Annotated in this window: 17 protein-coding genes; 14 read left to right on the top strand and 3 right to left on the bottom strand. The window is 77.2% G+C overall.

Going from position 1 to position 17,348, the window contains the following annotated elements:
• Nucleotides 1-46 precede the first annotated feature (46 nt).
• The 6 genes from BLS82_RS04405 to BLS82_RS04380 all read left to right on the top strand — a co-directional run bounded on the left by BLS82_RS04405 (nucleotide 47) and on the right by BLS82_RS04380 (nucleotide 5,446).
• Nucleotides 47-703 (top strand): ABC transporter permease subunit, encoded by a 657-nt coding sequence (locus tag BLS82_RS04405; RefSeq protein WP_218123536.1) that lies wholly within the window; start codon nucleotides 47-49, stop codon nucleotides 701-703.
• A gap of 40 nt (nucleotides 704-743) precedes the next feature.
• Entirely contained in the window at nucleotides 744-1,481 is a 738-nt protein-coding gene (locus BLS82_RS04400) for an ABC transporter permease (protein ID WP_092862778.1), read from the top strand.
• A gap of 138 nt (nucleotides 1,482-1,619) precedes the next feature.
• The gene (locus BLS82_RS04395) at nucleotides 1,620-2,606 is read left to right on the top strand and encodes an ABC transporter substrate-binding protein (RefSeq protein ID WP_218123532.1); all 987 of its coding nucleotides are present in this window, start codon (nucleotides 1,620-1,622) and stop codon (nucleotides 2,604-2,606) included.
• A 124-nt stretch (nucleotides 2,607-2,730) separates the two neighbouring features.
• Nucleotides 2,731-3,408 (top strand): hypothetical protein, encoded by a 678-nt coding sequence (locus BLS82_RS04390; protein WP_092861856.1) that lies wholly within the window; start codon nucleotides 2,731-2,733, stop codon nucleotides 3,406-3,408.
• 56 nt (nucleotides 3,409-3,464) lie between these two features.
• Nucleotides 3,465-3,971 (top strand): PH domain-containing protein, encoded by a 507-nt coding sequence (locus BLS82_RS04385; protein ID WP_092861854.1) that lies wholly within the window; start codon nucleotides 3,465-3,467, stop codon nucleotides 3,969-3,971.
• The gene (locus tag BLS82_RS04380; RefSeq protein WP_092861852.1) at nucleotides 3,968-5,446 is read left to right on the top strand and encodes a PH domain-containing protein; all 1,479 of its coding nucleotides are present in this window, start codon (nucleotides 3,968-3,970) and stop codon (nucleotides 5,444-5,446) included. Before BLS82_RS04385 ends, BLS82_RS04380 begins: the two co-directional genes overlap by 4 nt.
• Here the strand turns inward: BLS82_RS04380 and BLS82_RS04375 are convergent.
• Entirely contained in the window at nucleotides 5,412-6,149 is a 738-nt protein-coding gene (locus tag BLS82_RS04375) for a methyltransferase domain-containing protein (RefSeq protein ID WP_092861850.1), read from the bottom strand. The two genes, BLS82_RS04380 and BLS82_RS04375, sit on opposite strands and share 35 nt — an antisense overlap.
• Before the next feature lie 48 nt (nucleotides 6,150-6,197).
• Between BLS82_RS04375 and BLS82_RS04370 the strand changes: the two genes are divergently transcribed.
• Together BLS82_RS04370 and panC are read left to right on the top strand one after the other, a co-directional pair.
• Nucleotides 6,198-7,199 carry a Rossmann-like and DUF2520 domain-containing protein gene (locus BLS82_RS04370; protein ID WP_255378100.1) on the top strand — a complete coding sequence of 334 codons (1,002 nt, stop codon included), beginning with the start codon at nucleotides 6,198-6,200 and terminating at the stop codon, nucleotides 7,197-7,199.
• Entirely contained in the window at nucleotides 7,199-8,104 is a 906-nt protein-coding gene (gene panC / locus BLS82_RS04365) for a pantoate--beta-alanine ligase (RefSeq protein ID WP_092862775.1), read from the top strand. The genes BLS82_RS04370 and panC overlap by 1 nt, the downstream gene beginning before the upstream one ends.
• Nucleotides 8,105-8,340: 236 nt before the next feature.
• On the opposite strand, the gene BLS82_RS04360 is transcribed toward panC, so the two are convergent.
• Nucleotides 8,341-8,904 (bottom strand): hypothetical protein, encoded by a 564-nt coding sequence (locus BLS82_RS04360; RefSeq protein ID WP_092861848.1) that lies wholly within the window; start codon nucleotides 8,902-8,904, stop codon nucleotides 8,341-8,343.
• A 185-nt stretch (nucleotides 8,905-9,089) separates the two neighbouring features.
• Here BLS82_RS04360 and lysS point away from each other — a divergent pair, with 185 nt between their 5' ends.
• From lysS to BLS82_RS04335, 5 genes are all read left to right on the top strand, one after another.
• The gene (gene lysS, locus BLS82_RS04355; RefSeq protein ID WP_092862774.1) at nucleotides 9,090-10,547 is read left to right on the top strand and encodes a lysine--tRNA ligase; all 1,458 of its coding nucleotides are present in this window, start codon (nucleotides 9,090-9,092) and stop codon (nucleotides 10,545-10,547) included.
• A gap of 42 nt (nucleotides 10,548-10,589) precedes the next feature.
• Nucleotides 10,590-10,784, top strand: a complete 195-nt coding sequence (locus tag BLS82_RS04350) for a hypothetical protein (RefSeq protein WP_092861846.1) — start codon at nucleotides 10,590-10,592, stop codon at nucleotides 10,782-10,784.
• Between the two features lie 154 nt (nucleotides 10,785-10,938).
• The gene (locus BLS82_RS04345; protein ID WP_092861844.1) at nucleotides 10,939-11,313 is read left to right on the top strand and encodes a histone-like nucleoid-structuring protein Lsr2; all 375 of its coding nucleotides are present in this window, start codon (nucleotides 10,939-10,941) and stop codon (nucleotides 11,311-11,313) included.
• A gap of 303 nt (nucleotides 11,314-11,616) precedes the next feature.
• On the top strand, nucleotides 11,617-14,115 hold the full coding sequence (locus BLS82_RS04340) for an ATP-dependent Clp protease ATP-binding subunit (protein WP_092861842.1): 2,499 nt from the start codon (nucleotides 11,617-11,619) through the stop codon (nucleotides 14,113-14,115).
• Nucleotides 14,116-14,241: 126 nt separating this feature from the next.
• On the top strand, nucleotides 14,242-14,775 hold the full coding sequence (locus tag BLS82_RS04335; protein WP_092861840.1) for an amino-acid N-acetyltransferase: 534 nt from the start codon (nucleotides 14,242-14,244) through the stop codon (nucleotides 14,773-14,775).
• A 259-nt stretch (nucleotides 14,776-15,034) separates the two neighbouring features.
• Here BLS82_RS04335 and BLS82_RS04330 read toward each other — a convergent pair whose 3' ends face one another.
• Nucleotides 15,035-15,907 (bottom strand): HhH-GPD family protein, encoded by an 873-nt coding sequence (locus tag BLS82_RS04330; RefSeq protein ID WP_255378097.1) that lies wholly within the window; start codon nucleotides 15,905-15,907, stop codon nucleotides 15,035-15,037.
• Between the two features lie 151 nt (nucleotides 15,908-16,058).
• Between BLS82_RS04330 and BLS82_RS04325 the strand changes: the two genes are divergently transcribed.
• On the top strand, nucleotides 16,059-17,330 hold the full coding sequence (locus BLS82_RS04325; protein ID WP_218123530.1) for an ROK family transcriptional regulator: 1,272 nt from the start codon (nucleotides 16,059-16,061) through the stop codon (nucleotides 17,328-17,330).
• The last annotated feature ends 18 nt before the right edge of the window (nucleotides 17,331-17,348 follow it).

Genomic DNA, 17,348 nt, shown 5'->3' with positions numbered 1-17,348 from the left:
CGCTCACGCCGCCACTCACGCCGCCACTGTCGCCGACGACTGCCTCGTGAGCAACGACTGGGTGTGCCCGCGCTACGTCGCCACCCGGTGGCAGCAGCTGCTGGACGCCGCGCTCGACCACGTCGGCATCGCCGCCGCCGCCGTCGCCCTCGGCGTGCTGCTCGCGGTGCCCCTGGCGCTGCTGGCCCGGGCGCTCCCGCACGGGCGCGGCGCGGTCCTCGGGCTCGCGACGCTCGTCTACACCGTGCCCTCCCTGGCTCTGTTCTCCCTGCTGCTGCCCTTCTTCGGCATCACCCGGGCCGTGGTGGTCGTCGTCGTGGGCCTGGCGCTGTACTCCCTCGTCGTCCTCGTGCGGGCCGTCGTCGTGGGGCTGGACGGCGTCGACCCGCGGGTCGTCGAGGCCGCCCGCGGCATGGGGTACGGGCCCGCGCGGCTGCTGTGGTCGGTGCAGGCGCCCCTGGCGCTGCCGGCGGTGCTCGCCGGCCTGCGGGTCGCGGTCGTCTCCACCGTCGCGCTGACCACCGTGGGGGCGCTGCTGGGGGAGGGCGGCCTCGGGCAGCTGGTCCTGGAGGGCCTGCGCTCGAACTTCCGCGCCCAGGTGCTCACCGCCAGCGCCCTCACCGTCGTCCTGGCGCTCGTCGCGGACGCGCTGGTGCTGCTCCTGCAGCGGGCGGCGCTGCCCTGGCGGCGGGCGGCGCGCTGATGCCGGTGCTGGTGGGCGGCGCGCCGACGGGCCGGTGCTGATGGGCTGGGTGGGCGCCACGGCCGCGTGGCTGGCGGACGGCGCGAACTGGGCCGGCCCGGACGGCGTCTGGGCGCGCCTCGGCGAGCACGTGGCCGTCTCGGCGGCCGCGGTGGGCCTCGCCTGCCTGCTCGGGCTGCCGCTCGCGCTGTGGCTCGGGCACGCGCACCGCGGCCGGGTCCTCGCGCTCGGCCTGACCAACCTCGGCCGGGCCGTGCCCGTGCTCGCCGTCCTCGTCGTGCTGTTCCTGCTGCCGCCGCCCTTCGGGTACTCCACCACGACCGTGCTGACCGCCCTGGTCCTGTTCGCGCTGCCCGCCGTCGTCACCAGCGCCTACACCGGCGTCGCGGAGGCGGACCCGGGCGCCGTGGCGGCCGCGCGCGGCGCCGGCATGAGCGAGCGGCAGGTGCTGACGCAGGTGGAGCTGCCGCTCGCGGTGCCGCTGCTCATGAGCGGCGTGCGCCTGGCGGCGGTCGAGGTCGTCGCCACCGCGACGGTCGCCGCCTTCATCGCCGGGCCGGGCCTGGGCCGGATCATCAACGCGGGCCTGGGCCGCCGGGACATCGGGCAGCTGATCGCCGGAGCCCTGCTCGTGACCGTGCTGGCGCTGCTCGTCGAGGGCGCCCTGGCGCTGCTCACCCGCCGCCTGGACCCGGCGGTGCGCGCGCGGCGCGCCGCCCGGCGCCGGGCCGCGGGGCCGCGCGGCCCGGCCGCCGAGGGGTCCGTCGCGCGCGGGTGATCCGTTGCCGGATCGTGATCCGCTCCCGGTGGTCACCGACCGTGGCCGGTGTGTTCACTGGCCGGGCGGGCCGCGCGGTGCTGCTCGCCGGACACGCGCGGTCGCTCCTGGCCGCGGGACACAGAAGGCGGTGCAGCCATGCCCTCGACCCGTGCGCGCCTGCGGGCGCTCCCCCTGATCGCCGCCGGGACGCTGCTCCTGGCCGGCTGCGGCGGCGGCGGTGACCCCCTCGACCCCTCGGCGGGCGGCTCGGCGTCCAGCTCCAGCGCGGCCGGCGGGGGCGGGGGGACCGTCGTCGTCGGCGGCGCCGGCTTCACGGAGAGCCAGGTGCTGCAGGAGATGTACACGGCGCTGCTGGAGGACGCCGGCTACACCGTCGAGACCGTCACGGCCGACAACCGCGAGTTGTACTACCCGGCGCTGCAGTCCGGGGAGATCGACGTCATCCCCGAGTACGCCGCCACCCTCGCCGAGTTCGTCAACCGCTCCCTGAACGGGCCCGACGCCCCGCAGGTGGCGTCCGCGGACGTCACCGCGACCGTCGAGGCGCTGCAGGCGCAGCTGGAGGCGGCCGGCGGGCGGGTCAGCGTGCTCGAGCCCGCCGAGGCCGCCTCCCAGAACGCCTTCGCCGTGGCCCGCGCGACCGCCGAGGCGGACGGCCTCGCCACGCTCTCGGACCTCGCGGCCCTCGGCCGGCCGATCCGCCTGGCCGCGACGGAGGAGTGCCCGACCCGGCCGCTGTGCGAGCCGGGGCTCGAGCAGACCTACGGCCTGGACATCACCCAGGTGCTGCCGCTGGGGTACTCCAGCATCCCGGCCAAGCAGGCCGTGCAGCAGGGCCAGGCCGACCTCGCGCTCGTCGGCAGCACCGACGCCACCGTCGAGCAGTTCGACCTCGTCGTGCTCGAGGACGACCGCGGTGTGCAGCTGGCGGACAACGTCATCCCGGCCGTCTCCAGCGAGCTCGCGGACGACGAGCAGCTGGCCGGGGCGCTGGACAGCCTCTCGGCCGTGCTCACCACCGACGACCTCGCGCAGCTGAACGCACAGGTGGACGCCGAGCGCCAGCTGCCCGCGGACGTCGCCCGCGCCTACCTGGAGGAGCAGGGCCTGGTCGGCGGCTGACGCGCGCAGCCGTCCCGGCGGTCCCGGCGCTGGGACGGCTGTGACTCGTGTGACTGGAGTGGTGGAAGACGCACACGGCGTGTTGTGGTGCTGCTGGTGCCCTCGGGGCCCTAGTGTCCTCCGCATGACCTCCTCCTGCGCCCGTCACCGCGCCGAGACCCCCTCCCCCCGGGCGTTCGTCACCGCCGCCGCCGCCCGCGCCCTCGTCTCCGTCGCCGCCGTCCCGGTCGGCGCCCTGGCCGGCTGCGCCACCGCCGCCCTGTCCTCCTCCGCTGACCGGCCCGAGCTCGGCCTGCTCGGGCTCGCCGTCGCGGGCCTGCCGCTCGCGGTGCGCACGTGGCGGGCGCGGCTGGCGGCCCCGGGGCACGGGCGCCGCTCCGCCCGCGGGGGCGCCGCGCCCCTGGAGCCGGCGCCGGTGCTCCTGGTGCCCGCGCCGCCCGCGGCTGCGGCTCCGGCTCCGGCTCCGGCTCCGGCTCCGGTGACCGTGGTGGCGAGCGCCGCGGCGACCGCGGTGGTCGTGGCGTCGCCGGCCGCCCCGCGCCAGGCCGACGCGCGCCAGGCCTCCCGCCGCGAGGCCGAGATCGCCGAGCTCACCCGGATCTGGAACTCCGGGGCCGGCCCCGACACCGGCCCCATGGCCGCCCTGCGCGGGCTGTCCGCGCTGCCCGCGGCGCGGGTGCCGCTGGACGACGCGCCAGCGCCGGTCATCCGCGCGGTCGCCGCCGAGGCCGCGAGCGAGGCCGCGAGCGAGGCCGTGACCGAGGCCGTGACCGAGGCCGTGACCGAGGCGCCTCCCGCCTGAGCCGCGTGGGCGCAGCCGCTGGCGCGCCGGGCCGAGCAGCGGCAGGCTGGAGCGACATGAGATCCGATCCGAGGTCCGGCCCCGAGCCGTTCGACCTCCCGGACGTGGAGTGGACGCCGGTGTCCCCACGGCTGGTGACCGCGCGGCGGATCGGGCTCGTGCTGCCGGGCCTGGTGCCGCTCGCCGCGCTCGTCGTCGGCACCCTCCTGGCGCCCTCGCCGCTGTGGGTGGTCGGCTACGCCGCGTGGGCGGCGATCGGCGCCTGGCTGTGGGTGCTGCAGGGCCGCCAGGTGCGGGCGCTGGGCTACGCCGAGCGGGAGGAGGACCTGCTGCTGCGGCGCGGCCTGCTCTTCCGCAGCCTCGTGGTGGTGCCGTACGGGCGGATGCAGTACGTGGACGTCTCCGCCGGGCCCGTCGACCGGTGGCTCGGGATCGCCACGGTGCAGCTGCACACGGCGTCCGCCAGCAGCGACGCGTCGATCCCGGGGCTGGTGCCGGAGGAGGCCGCGCGGCTGCGGGACCGGCTGGCGCGCCGCGGTGAGGCGCGGCTGGCCGGGCTGTGAGCGAGCCCGTCCCGGCTCCCGCGCCGCCGGAGCAGGCGCCCGTCCCGGCTCCCGCGCCGCCGCGGGAGCCCGGCTGGCGCCGGCTGCACCCCGTCACGCCGGTGCTGCGCAGCTGGCGGGTGCTCGTCGTCCTGCTCGTGCTGTACGCCCAGCAGCGGGGCCAGGGCGCCGTCGGCGGCGTCGAGCGGCTGCCGGGCGGCCTGGAGGTGCTCGTCGCGCTCGGGGTCCTGGCGCTGGCGGCGCTCGTCGCGGTGGCGGTCTCGGCGGTCTCGTGGCGCACGACGCGCTACGCGGTGGACGCGGAGGCGGTGCGCCTGCACAGCGGGGTGCTCGTGCGCCAGCAGCGCTCCGCGCGCCTGGACCGCCTGCAGGCCGTGGACGTCGTCCAGCCGCTGCTGGCGCGCCTGCTCGGCTTCGCCGAGCTGCGCCTGGAGGTGGCGGGCGGGTCCGGCTCGGACATCCGGCTCGCGTACCTGCGCGAGCCGGAGGCGCAGCGCCTGCGCAACCTGCTGCTGGCGCGCTCGGCCGGCCTGGCGACCGCGGGGGAGGAGGCGCCCGAGGCCGTCGACCGGCAGGTCCTGGTCGTGCCGGTGCCGCGGCTGGCGGCCTCCCTCGCGCTCAGCAGCACCACCGCCGTGCTCGTCGTCGGCGCCGTCCTCATGGCGGTGGTCGGCGTGGCGACGCGCTCGCCGGAGGTGCTCCTGGCGGCGGCCCCGGCCGTGCTCGGCCTGGGGGCGACGCTGTGGACGTCGTTCACGCGCACCGCGTCCTGGCGCGTGGCGATCGCCGCGGACGGGTTGCGGCTGCGCTCCGGGCTGCTGGAGAGCCGCTCCCAGACGCTGCCGCCGGGCCGCGTGCAGGCGGTGCGCCTGGCGCAGCCGCTGCTGTGGCGGCGGCCGGACTGGTGGCGCCTGCAGGTCAACGTCGCCGGCTACGGCACCACCGCCGGCGCGGACGCCGGCCAGACCAACCTGCTCGTGCCCGTGGCCACGCGCGCCGAGGCCGAGGAGGTCCTGGGCCTGCTGGTGCCCGACCTGCCCGTCGACGCGCTCGAGCGCGGCCTGGACGGCGCGAGCGAGGACGGCGGCTGGACCAGCGCGCCCCGCCGGGCCCGGCGCGTGGACCCGGTGGCCTGGCGGCGCTCCGGCGTGCGCGTGGTCGCCCCGGCGCTCCTCGTGCGGCGGGGGCGGCTGCGTCGCGAGCTGGACGTCGTCCCGCACGCCAAGCCGCAGTCCCTCGGGCTGCAGCAGGGCCCGCTGCAGCGCCGGCTGGGGCTGGCCACCGTCGCCGTGCACTCCACCCCGGGGCCGGTGCGCCCCACCGCCGCCCACCTGGACACCGCCGTCGCCGTGCGCCTGATCGGCGAGCAGGCCGAGCGCTCGCGCCGCGCCCGCGCGGGGGCGGGCCCGGAGCGCTGGATGGAGCGGCCCCCGGACGCCGCTACGCGCGGCGCAGCACCACTGCCACGTCCGTGACGGTGAAGAGGAACTGGCCGGCGGCCGCGAGCGCCCGCAGCTCCTCGAGCCAGCCGGCCGCGCGCGCGGCCAGGCGCGGGTCGTCCTGCGCCGTCGAGAGCACCCCGGTGGCGACCTTCCAGGCCAGCGACCCGTCGTCGAAGCGCCGGTGCGGATCGGCCCACGAGGTCGCGTCGACGACCTCGTAGGAGGCGCCGCGGGCGCCGCTGGCGGCGGCCAGCGCGAGGAGCTTGCGGCCCATGAACCCGTCCCCGCGCCCCGGCACGGCGGGCGCCGCGGCCGTGAAGCGGTCGACGAGCGCGCGCGTGAGGGCGTCGTCGGCGCTCGTGAACAGCGCGGTGTCCCAGTCCGAGTGGGCCAGCACCAGCAGCCCGCCCGGCGCCAGCGCCCGGTGGACCTCGACGAGGTGGGCGACCGGGTCGGCCAGGTGCTCGGCGCAGTTCAGCGACACGGCGCGGTCCAGCGCGGCGTCCGGCAGCGGCAGCGGGGCGTCGAGGTCGATGATGCGGCTGCGCACGCGGGCGTCGGCCAGCAGGTCGTCCTCGAGGGCGGAGACCTGGTCGAGCGCGTGCACCACCCGCGGCGGCCGCCCGGCGGCCAGGAGCGCGCGCACGGTGCGCCCCGTGCCGCAGCCGAGGTCGGCCACGACCAGGTCGTCGGCGTCGAGGCGGGCGAGCTCGGCGACCCGCTCGTGGCGTCCCACCCCGCGACCCTACCGGCGCGCCCGCCCGTCACGACGTAGCCTCGCGGGGTGCTGGAGCACCCCGCGCGCCGTCCCGGCCGCCTCGGGGTCGGCGTGGTCGGGGCCGGCCGCGTCGGCGCCGTGCTGGGCAGCGCCCTGCGCGCCGCCGGCCACGCCGTGGTGGGTGCGTCCGCCGTCTCGCAGGCCAGCCGCGACCGCGTCGAGGCCCTGCTGCCCGGCGTGCCCGTCCTCGACGTCCCGGACGTCGTCGAGCGCGCCGAGCTGGTGCTGCTCGCCGTTCCGGACGACGCGCTCGGCGACCTCGTGGCCGGCCTGGCCGCCACGGGCTCGTGGCAGGCGGGCCAGCTCGTCGTGCACACCAGCGGCCGCCACGGCGTCGGCGTCCTGGTGCCGGCGCGCGCGGCGGGGGCGATCCCGCTGGCGCTGCACCCGGTGATGACGTTCACCGGCACCAGCATCGACCTCGGCCGCCTCGCCGACTGCTGCGTCGGGGTGACGGCGCCGGCGCCGGTGCTGCCCGTCGCGCAGGCCCTCGTGGTCGAGATGGGCGCCGAGCCCGTGGTCGTGCCGGAGCAGGCCCGCCCGCTGTACCACGCGGCGCTCGCGCACGGCGCGAACCACCTCGTCACGCTCGTCGCGCAGGCCGCGGAGCTGCTGCGCGCCGCGGGCGTCGAGCGCACCGACCGCCTGCTCGGGCCGCTGCTGCACGCGGCGCTCGACGGGGCGCTGGCCTCCGGCGACGACGCGCTGACCGGCCCGGTCGCGCGCGGGGACGCCGGCACGGTGGCCGCGCACCGCGAGCAGGTGGCGGCCGCGGTCGCCGACGGGCGCGCCGGCGCCGACGTCCTCGCCGCCTACGGCGCGCTGGCGCGCGCCACCGCGCAGCGGGCGCTGGCGTCCGGGCGGCTGCGGCCCGAGCGCGCGGGCGCCGTCCTCGACGCGCTGGACGGCGAGGACCCGGCGGGCCCGCGGGGTCCGGACGGCGACGGCGCTGACGGCACCGACGGCACCGGCGGCACCGCCGGCGGCGCGTACGGTGCTGCGCCGTGATCCGACCCCCCGCGCACCCCGCCGACGCCGCTGCCGACGCCGCTGCTGCCGGCGCGCGGCCGGTGCTGGCCCGCACCCGGGCGGAGCTGGCCGCCGCGCGCGCGGCGCTGCCCGGCCCGGTGGCCGTCGTCCTGACCATGGGCGCCCTGCACGCCGGCCACGCCGCGCTGGTCCGCGAGGCGCGGCGCCGGGCCGCGAGCGTGGTGGTCACCGTCTTCGTCAACCCGCTGCAGTTCGGCTCCGCGAGCGACCTGCAGCGCTACCCGCGCACGCTCCAGGCCGACCTCGACACCCTCGCCGCCGAGGGCGCCGACCTGGTGTTCGCGCCGTCCGCCGAGGTGGTCTACCCGGACGGCGACCCGCTGGTGCGCGTCAGCGCCGGCCCGCTCGCCGAGGTGCTCGAGGGCGCCGCGAGGCCGGGCCACTTCGACGGCGTCCTGACCGTCGTCACCAAGCTGCTGCACCTCGTCGACCCCGACGTGGCCCTGTTCGGGCAGAAGGACGCCCAGCAGCTGCTGCTCGTGCGCCGGATGGTGCGCGACCTCGACCTGCCCGTCGAGGTCGTGGGGGTGCCCACGGTGCGCGACCCCGACGGACTGGCCCTCTCCAGCCGCAACGCCCACCTGAGCGCCGACGACCGGCGAGCGGCCCTGGCCCTCTCCCGCGCGCTGCGGGCGGGGGAGGCCGCGGCGCCGCGGGGCGCGGACGCCGTCCGCCGGGCCGCGCGGGAGGTGCTGGACGCCGAACCGGCCCTGCGCGTGGACTACCTCGCCCTCGTCGACCCCGGCTCCCTCGCCGACCTGCCCGAGGGCGCCACCGGCCCGGCGCTGCTCGCCGTGGCCGCGGGCGCGGGCGGCACCCGCCTCATCGACAACACCCCCCTGGCGGTGGGCGAGGCCTCCTGAGCCCGCCCTGCCCCTCTGGCGGCGCACGTCGAGCGCATCCGTGCGCCTCGGAACGCATTCGTGCGCCCAGTTGCGCTCCAGCGGCCCCTCGGAACGCATTCGTGCGCCCAGTTGCGCTCCAGCGGCCCCTCGGAGCGCATCTGTGCGCCCGATCGCGGTCCGCTCCGGTCCGGTGGCCGGTGGGGGCCGCCCGTGCAGGGGCGTGCGCCCGCGCAGCGCCGTGGCGGGCGCGGACCTCAGGGGCGGCGGTAGCGGGAGCAGCGGCACACGAGGGGCAGGACGACGGACCCGTCGGGCTCCGCCGCCGCGGCCGCCAGCGAGCGCACGAGCGCCAGGACGGCGTCGCGGTCCTCCCGGATCGCGATGCCGGCGTAGGTGGAGGCGACGTCCGCGACGGCGTCCGGGGAGGGCAGCCGCAGCGGCGCCGGCAGCACTGCGCGCTCGCACCCGCCCAGGGGCTCCGGCACGCGGGGCCACCACTCCTCGTCCGACCGCGCGCCGCCACCACCGGCACCGTCGTCGGCGACGTCGCCGTAGCCGCTGGGAACCAGGCGCTCGAACGCCGCCCCGAGCGGGACGGCGGGGTCGCCGCTGTTCCACGCCAGGCCCAGGACGCCGCCCGGGCGCAGCACGCGGGTGAGCGTGCCCGTGCCCGCGGCGAGGTCGAGCACGGTCAGGGGGCGCGCCGGCCCGCCGAGGAGCCAGTCGACAGCCTCCGCCCGGTAGCCGGGCCGCAGGCCGTCGTAGCGCAGCGGGTCCACCGCCGTGCCGAACGCGGTGCGCCGCCGCTCGTCGTCCACCAGTGCCGCGGGGAGGAGGACGCCCCGCCCCCGCCCCTCGTTCCCGCCCTCCCCGACCGGACGGCGGGCCGATCGGCGGGCCGGACGGTGGGCGGGACGGCGCGGGGGCGGGGCGCCGCCCGGCCGTTAGCCTCCCGGGCGTGAGCGAGCAGAGCACCGCGACGCCGTCCGACCTGCCCGAGCAGATGCGGGTGCGGCGGGAGAAGCGGGCCCGCCTGCTCACCGAGGGCCGCGACCCCTACCCGGTCTCCGTGCCGCGCACCACCACGCTGCGCGCCGTCCACGAGGCCCACCCGGACCTGGCGGCGGGACAGGAGACCGACGAGGTCGTCTCCGTCGCCGGGCGGGTGGTGTTCGTGCGCACCACCGGCAAGCTGGCGTTCGCGACGCTGCAGGAGGGCGACGGCACGCGCCTGCAGGTCATGCTCAGCCTCGCCGAGGTGGGCGAGGAGGCCCTCGAGCGCTGGAAGTCGGACGTCGACCTCGGCGACCACGTCAGCGCGACCGGCCGCGTGGTGGCCAGCCGCCGCGGGGAGCTGTCGGTGATGGCGCGCGAGTGGCAGCTGGCGGCGAAGGCGCTGCGGCCGCTGCCCGTGCTGCACAGGGAGACCAGCGAGGAGACGCGGGTGCGCCAGCGCTACGCCGACCTCATCGTGCGCCCGGAGGCCCGCCGCGTGCTGCGCACCCGGGCCGCCGTCGTGCGCTCCCTGCGCGAGACGTTCCACGCCCGCGGCTACCTCGAGCTGGAGACGCCGATCCTGCAGACCCTGCACGGCGGTGCCAGCGCCCGGCCGTTCGTCACTCGCTCGAACGCCCTCGGCACGGACCTGTACCTGCGCATCGCCACCGAGCTGCACCTCAAGCGCGCCGTCGTCGGAGGCGTGGAGAAGGCCTTCGAGATCGGGCGGATCTTCCGCAACGAGGGCGTGGACTCCACCCACTCCCCGGAGTTCTCCACCGTCGAGTTCTACGAGGCCTACGCCGACTACGACACGATGGCCGACCTCACGCGCGAGCTGGTGCAGACGGCCGCGCGCGACGCGCTGGGCTCCACCACCGTCGTCCTGGCCGACGGCAGCGAGTACGACCTGGGCGGGCGGTGGGAGCAGCTGGGCCTGTACGACTCCCTCTCCGGCGCGCTGGGGGAGGAGGTCACCCCGGACACCCCCCTGCCGGTCCTGCGCGCGCACGCGCAGCGGCTGGCGGTGGACCTGCCGCCCTCCGCCGGCCACGGCAAGCACGTGGAGGAGCTGTGGGAGCACCTGGTCAGCCCCGGGCTGCACGCTCCCGCGTTCGTGCGCGGCTTCCCGGTCGAGACCTCCCCGCTGACCAAGTCCGACCCGTCCTCCCCGCGCGTGGTGGAGAAGTGGGACCTGTACGTGCGGGGGCTGGAGCTGGGGACCGGCTACTCCGAGCTGAACGACCCCGTCGTGCAGCGGGAGCGCCTGGAGGCGCAGGCGCGGCTGGCGGGCGCGGGGGACGACGAGGCGATGCCGCTGGACGAGGACTTCCTGCGCGCCCTGGAGTACGGGATGCCGCCCACCGGCGGGGTGGGGTTCGGCATCGACCGGCTGCTCATGGTGCTGACCGGCCTCGGCATCCGCGAGACGATCCTCTTCCCCCTGGTGCGTCCGGAGCGCTGAGGCACCACCGGCGGGCCCGGCGGGCGCGGGTAGCCTCGAGGGGTGGACGTGCTCGCGGCCCTCTTCCCCTCGGTCGCCGTCGCGCTGCTCTTCTGGTTCGTGGTCCGCGCCATGGTGCAGGGAGACCGCCGCGAGCGCGCCGCCATGGCCGAGCTCGACCGCCAGGAGCGGGAGCGGGCCGCGCGCGAGGCCTCGCGGGGGACGCCGCGCGAGGCGCCCGATCTCCCGCCCCAGTAGCGGAAAACGCGCGGCGACATTCCGGAGCGATCCGTGCGGGTGAATGCGGGGTCGCATTCTCGTGCATTCCTGTGCGAGGATCCGCGGTGTTACCGGGAGAGCGCGGGGGCGCTCCCCGGACCCACCGACTCCGAACAGCAGAGGAAGAAGGACCATGGCCCAGAAGATGCAGGTGCTGCTCATCGACGACCTCGATGGCGGTGACGCGGCGGAGACCGTCTCCTTCTCCCTCGACGGCGTCGCCTACGAGGTCGACCTGAACGAGGAGAACGCCGCGAAGCTGCGCGACGCGCTCGCCCCGTGGGTCGGGCACGCGCGCAAGGTCGGCGGCGCCGGCCGCGGCGGCTCGCGGCGCGGCGGCGGCTCGGGGGGCTCCGGCGGCTCGGGCCGCTCGGGCCGGTCGGGGTCCGGCTCCGGCGGCGACACGGCCGAGATCCGCGCCTGGGCGCGGGAGAACGGCCACACCGTCAGCGAGCGCGGGCGCATCCCCACCAGCGTGATCGAGGCCTACCGGGCCGCGAACTCCTGACCGACCGCTCCAGGCGCTCCCGACGGGCGCCCGGGCGGGTGCTGCGGCACCTGCCCGGGCGCCCGTCGCCGTCCGCCCCGTCCGCCGTGGGCGAACGGACGGGGCGGAACAGGGGGCCCGCGGTCCCCGTTGGACTCCTCGACGGGTCACCGACCCGCCGAAGACCCCCGGGTGACCGCGGCCGATGCTTCGCGAGCGGCGTGGCCGACGGCTCCCGGCGCTAGCATCGACGGGTCAGTGAGGACGGCGCGCGGCTCCCGCCGTCGTCGCCCCCACCGCCCACCGCTCGCGAGGAGCGACTGCATGTTCGAGAGGTTCACCGACCGCGCCCGCCGTGTTGTCGTCCTGGCCCAGGAAGAGGCCCGGATGCTCAACCACAACTACATCGGCACCGAGCACATCCTGCTCGGCCTCATCCACGAGGGCGAGGGCGTCGCCGCCAAGGCGCTGGAGTCCCTCGGGATCTCCCTGGACTCCGTCCGCGAGCAGGTGCAGGAGATCATCGGCCAGGGCCAGCAGGCCCCGTCCGGGCACATCCCCTTCACGCCGCGGGCCAAGAAGGTCCTCGAGCTGAGCCTGCGCGAGGCGCTGCAGCTCGGCCACAACTACATCGGCACGGAGCACATCCTGCTCGGCCTCATCCGCGAGGGCGAGGGCGTCGCGGCGCAGGTGCTGGTCAAGCTCGGCGCCGACCTCAACCGCGTGCGCCAGCAGGTGCTGCAGCTGCTGAGCGGCTACCAGGGCAAGGAGCCGGCGACCTCCGGCGGCCCGACCGAGGGCACGCCGTCCGGCTCGCTGGTGCTCGACCAGTTCGGCCGCAACCTGACCCAGGCCGCCCGCGAGGGCAAGCTCGACCCCGTCATCGGTCGCCCCAAGGAGATCGAGCGGGTCATGCAGGTGCTCTCGCGCCGCACCAAGAACAACCCGGTGCTGATCGGTGAGCCCGGCGTCGGCAAGACCGCCGTCGTCGAGGGCCTGGCGCAGGCCGTCGTCAAGGGCGAGGTGCCCGAGACGCTGAAGGACAAGCAGCTGTACACCCTCGACCTGGGCGCCCTGGTGGCCGGCTCGCGCTACCGCGGCGACTTCGAGGAGCGGCTGAAGAAGGTCCTCAAGGAGATCCGCACCCGCGGCGACATCATCCTGTTCATCGACGAGATCCACACCCTCGTCGGGGCCGGTGCCGCCGAGGGCGCGATCGACGCCGCGTCCATCCTCAAGCCGATGCTCGCCCGCGGCGAGCTGCAGACCATCGGCGCGACGACGCTGGACGAGTACCGCAAGCACATCGAGAAGGACCCGGCGCTGGAGCGCCGCTTCCAGCCGATCCTGGTCTCCGAGCCCTCGCTGGCGCACGCCATCGAGATCCTCAAGGGCCTGCGCGACCGGTACGAGGCGCACCACCGCGTCTCCATCACGGACAGCGCCCTGGTGGCGGCGGCGACGCTGGCGGACCGCTACGTCAACGACCGCTACCTGCCGGACAAGGCGATCGACCTGATCGACGAGGCCGGTGCGCGCCTGCGCATCCGTCGCATGACGGCTCCGCCGGACCTGCGCGAGTTCGACGAGAAGATCGCCGACGTGCGCCGGGAGAAGGAGTCCGCGATCGACGCGCAGGACTTCGAGAAGGCCGCCAACCTGCGCGACTCCGAGAAGAAGCTGCTCGGCGCGAAGGCCGAGCGGGAGAAGCAGTGGAAGGCCGGCGACATGGACGTGGTCGCCGAGGTCGACGAGGAGCTGATCGCCGAGGTCCTCGCGACCGCCACGGGCATCCCGCTGGTGCGCCTGACCGAGGAGGAGTCCAGCCGCCTGCTCAACATGGAGGCCGAGCTCCACAAGCGCGTCATCGGCCAGAACGACGCGATCCGGGCCCTGTCCCAGGCCATCCGGCGCACCCGCGCCGGCCTGAAGGACCCGAAGCGCCCCGGCGGCTCCTTCATCTTCGCCGGCCCCACCGGCGTCGGGAAGACCGAGCTGGCCAAGGCCCTCGCGGAGTTCCTCTTCGGCGAGGAGGACGCGCTCATCCAGCTCGACATGAGCGAGTTCTCCGAGAAGCACACCGTCTCGCGGCTGTTCGGCTCCCCGCCCGGCTACGTCGGGTACGAGGAGGGCGGCCAGCTGACGGAGAAGGTGCGCCGCCGCCCGTTCTCGGTGGTCCTGTTCGACGAGGTGGAGAAGGCCCACGCCGACATCTTCAACTCGCTGCTGCAGATCCTCGAGGACGGCCGCCTGACCGACTCGCAGGGCCGCACGGTGGACTTCAAGAACACCGTGATCATCATGACGACGAACCTGGGCACCCGGGACATCGCCAAGGGCCTGCAGCTGGGCTTCCAGGCGGGTGGCGACCTGTCGACGTCCTACGACCGGATGAAGACGAAGGTCAACGAGGAGCTGAAGACGCACTTCCGTCCCGAGTTCCTCAACCGCGTCGACGACGTGGTGGTCTTCCCCCAGCTCACGCAGGAGGAGATCATCCAGATCGTCGACCTGATGATCGCCAAGGTGGACGACCGGCTCAAGGACCGCGACATGGGCCTGGAGCTGACCCCGGCGGCCAAGATGCTGCTGGCCACCCGCGGCTACGACCCCGTCCTGGGCGCGCGCCCGCTGCGGCGCACGATCCAGCGCGAGATCGAGGACGCCCTGAGCGAGAAGATCCTCTACGGCGAGCTGTCGGCCGGCGAGATCGTGCTCGTGGACGTCGAGGGCGAGGGGCCGAGCGCCCGCTTCACCTTCCAGGGCACGCCGAAGGCCGCGCTGCCGGACACCCCGCCGGTGGAGACCGCCGGCACGGAGTGAGCCGCCACCGCCACGAGCGGTGGGCGACGGCGCAGGACGACGGCGCACGATGACGGAGGGCCCCGGACCAGCTGGTCCGGGGCCCTCCGCGCGTCCCGGCCCGGGCGGGGCGGGCAGGATGGGCCCATGACGATCGCGTCCCCGGCGTCGGTGCGGGTGCGGCGGGCCCGCACGAGGGACGTGAGAGCGATCCGCGCGCTGACCGCGCCGCTGGCGGACCAGCGGGTGCTCGTCGCGAAGGAGGCCGTCTCCTACTACGAGGGCGTGCCGGAGTTCCGGGTCGCCGAGGTCGACGACGGGCGCGGCCCCCAGCTGGCCGGCTGCGGCGCCCTGCACGTGATGTGGGAGGACCTCGCCGAGGTGCGCACCCTCGCCGTCGCCGCCGGGCACCGCGGCCGCGGCGTCGGCTCGGCGGTGCTGCGCGCGCTCCTGGACGACGCGCGCGAGCTCGGCGTCCGGCGGGTCTTCTGCCTGACGTTCGAGGTGCCCTTCTTCGCGGCGCACGGCTTCGAGGTCATCGACGGGGCGCCGGTGGAGCCGGACGTCTACGCCGAGCTGCTGCGCTCCCACGACGACGGCGTCGCGGAGTTCCTCGACCTCGCGCGCGTGAAGCCGAACACCCTGGGCAACACCCGGATGCTGATGCGCCTGGACGGCTGACCCGCCGCCCTGGCCCGCCGCCCTCGGCCCGCCGCCCTGGCCCGCCGCGCAGGCCCGTCCCCTCGGCCCGCCGCCCCTACCCGACTGGGCGGCGCTGTGCCCGTTCCTGATGAGCACGGGGGCGCCCAGTGCCCGTAGGACGAGCACGGGGGCGCCCCGTGCCCCACAGGAGTGGCACGGGGGCGCCCCGTGCGCACAGGAGTGGCACGCGGGCGCCCCCGTGCTGGGCCCGGACGGGCGCGGTGCCGCTCGCGGGCGCTCAGGCCGGCAGGCGGTAGCCCTCGGGCACCTCCTCGGCGAGGCCGTCCTCGACCAGCGAGGCCAGGCAGCGCGAGCGCTGCGCGTCGTCGTCCTCCACCGCCTCCAGCGCCGCGGCCGGCACCGCGCCGTCGGCCTCGCGCAGCACCGCGAGCAGCCGCCCGCGCACCTGCCGGTCGGTGCCGGCCCAGGCCTGGCCGCGCCGCGCCGGGCCCTGCTCCGGCGGGGCGCCGGCGCGCTGCCAGGCGCACAGGTCGAGCACGGGGCACGACCCGCAGCGCGGCGCGCGCGCCGTGCACACCAGCGCGCCGAGCTCCATCGCGGCCACCGACCACGGGGCCGCGGTCGCGGCGTCCTCGGGCAGCAGGGCGACGGCGAGCGCGGTCTCGGCCGCCGTCAGCGCCGGAGCGGGCGAGGCCGCGCCGGTGACCGCCCGCGCGTGCACCCGCCGCACGTTGGTGTCGACGACGGCGCACCGGCGCCCGAAGGCGAACGCCGCCACGGCCGCCGCCGTGTAGGCGCCGACGCCCGGCAGGGCGCGCAGCTGCTCGACGTCGTCCGGCACCACCCCGCCGTGCCGCTGCGCGACGGCCACCGCCGCCGCGTGCAGGCGCAGCGCCCGCCGCGGGTAGCCCAGGCGGCCCCAGGCCCGCACGGCGTCCCCCGGTGCGGCGGCGGCGAGCGAGGCCGGTGTCGGCCAGCGCGCCACCCACTCGCGCCAGACGGGCTCCACGCGCGCGACGGGCGTCTGCTGCAGCATCACCTCGCTGACGAGCACCGCCCACGGGTCGGTGCCCGGACGCCGCCACGGCAGGTCCCTCGCGCTGGTCCCGTACCAGTCGAGCACCGCTCGGTGCAGGGCGGCGGCGTCCACCCCTCCAGTGTCCGCGCGCCGCGCCCCGCGCCCGCAGCGCCCCCGCCCGCGCCCCGCCAGCCTCCCGCCCGCCTCCCGCGCGCGCCGCGTCTGCGGCGCCCGGTCCGTCCGGTCCTGGCGCCCGGAGGCGGTGATCCCGCACGATGGGTCCGTGCCGGACGAAGCCGACCCCGCGGACGACCGCGTTCCTGCGGTGGTGACCCTCGGCGCGGCCGCGGGCCGCGGCCGGCTCCCGGCGCCGGCCCCGCGCCCGGACGCGCGCGACGTCGTCCTGGCGGCCCTGAGCCGGCGCGGCGCCGTCTCGCGCGCGGAGCTGGTGCGGGAGACGGGGCTGGCGGCGTCCACGGTCTCGACCGTCGTGGGCGAGCTCCTCGCCGCCGGGCTGGCCGTGGACATGCCCGGGCGCACCGTGCCCGCCACCGGCGCGCGCGGCGGGCGGCCGGCCACGCTGCTGGCCCTGCACCGCTCCGCCGGCGTCGCCGTCGGCGTGGACCTGGGCAAGCGGCACGTGCGCGTGGCGGTGGCGGACCTCGCGCACGTGCTGCTGGCCGAGGGCAGCCGCCCCCTGCCCGCCGACTGGCCCGCCGCCGAGGGCATCGCCGTCGTCGCCGACCTCGTCGAGGTGCTGCTGCGGCGGGCGGGGGTGCCGCGCGACCAGGTGATCGGCGTCGGCATGGGCATCCCCGGGCCGGTGCGCGCCACCGGCGAGCTCGGGGACTCCACGATCCTGCCCGGCTGGGTGGGGGTGCAGGCCGCCGCGGCCGTCGCCGCCGCGCTCGACCTGCCGGTGCACGTGGACAACGACGCCAACCTCGGCGCCCTCGGGGAGTGGACGTGGGGCGCGGCGCGGGGGAGCGGGGAGGTCGCCTACCTGAAGATCGCCACCGGCATCGGGGCGGGCCTGCTCCTGGACGGGCGCCCGTACACCGGCATCGGCGGCACGGCGGGGGAGATCGGGCACATCGTCGTCGACCCGTCCGGGCCGGTGTGCCGCTGCGGCAACCGCGGGTGCCTCGAGGTCGTCGCCGGGGGCGACGCCGTGCTGGCCGCGCTGCGGCTCACGCACGGGGAGCTGGGGCTGCGGGAGGTCGTGGCGCTGGCGCGCCGGGGCGACCACGGCTGCCGCAGGGTCCTGGCCGACTCCGGCCGCAGCATCGGCGAGGCCGTGGCGGTGCTGTGCAACCTGCTCAACCCCGGGCTGGTGGTCGTGGGCGGGGAGCTGGGGGCGGCGGACGACCTGCTCCTGCCGTCCCTGCGCGAGTCCCTGGCGCGCAGCGCCGTCCGCTCGGCGGCGCAGGACGTCGCGGTCGTGCCCGCCGCCCTCGGCGAGCGCGCGGAGGTCCTCGGGGCCCTGGCCCTGGCCGTGCGCTGCGGCGCGCCGCTCACCGCCGACGGCGCCCGGGCGGGTGCCCCGTCGGCCTGAGCCTTGACACCGTTCGAG

Origin of the sequence: Quadrisphaera sp. DSM 44207 (assembly GCF_900101335.1) — a bacterium.
Classification (GTDB): Bacteria; Actinomycetota; Actinomycetes; order Actinomycetales; family Quadrisphaeraceae; genus DSM-44207.
Note: the sequence above shows the minus strand (reverse complement) of the source record. Positions and strands in the feature narration are given on the sequence as shown.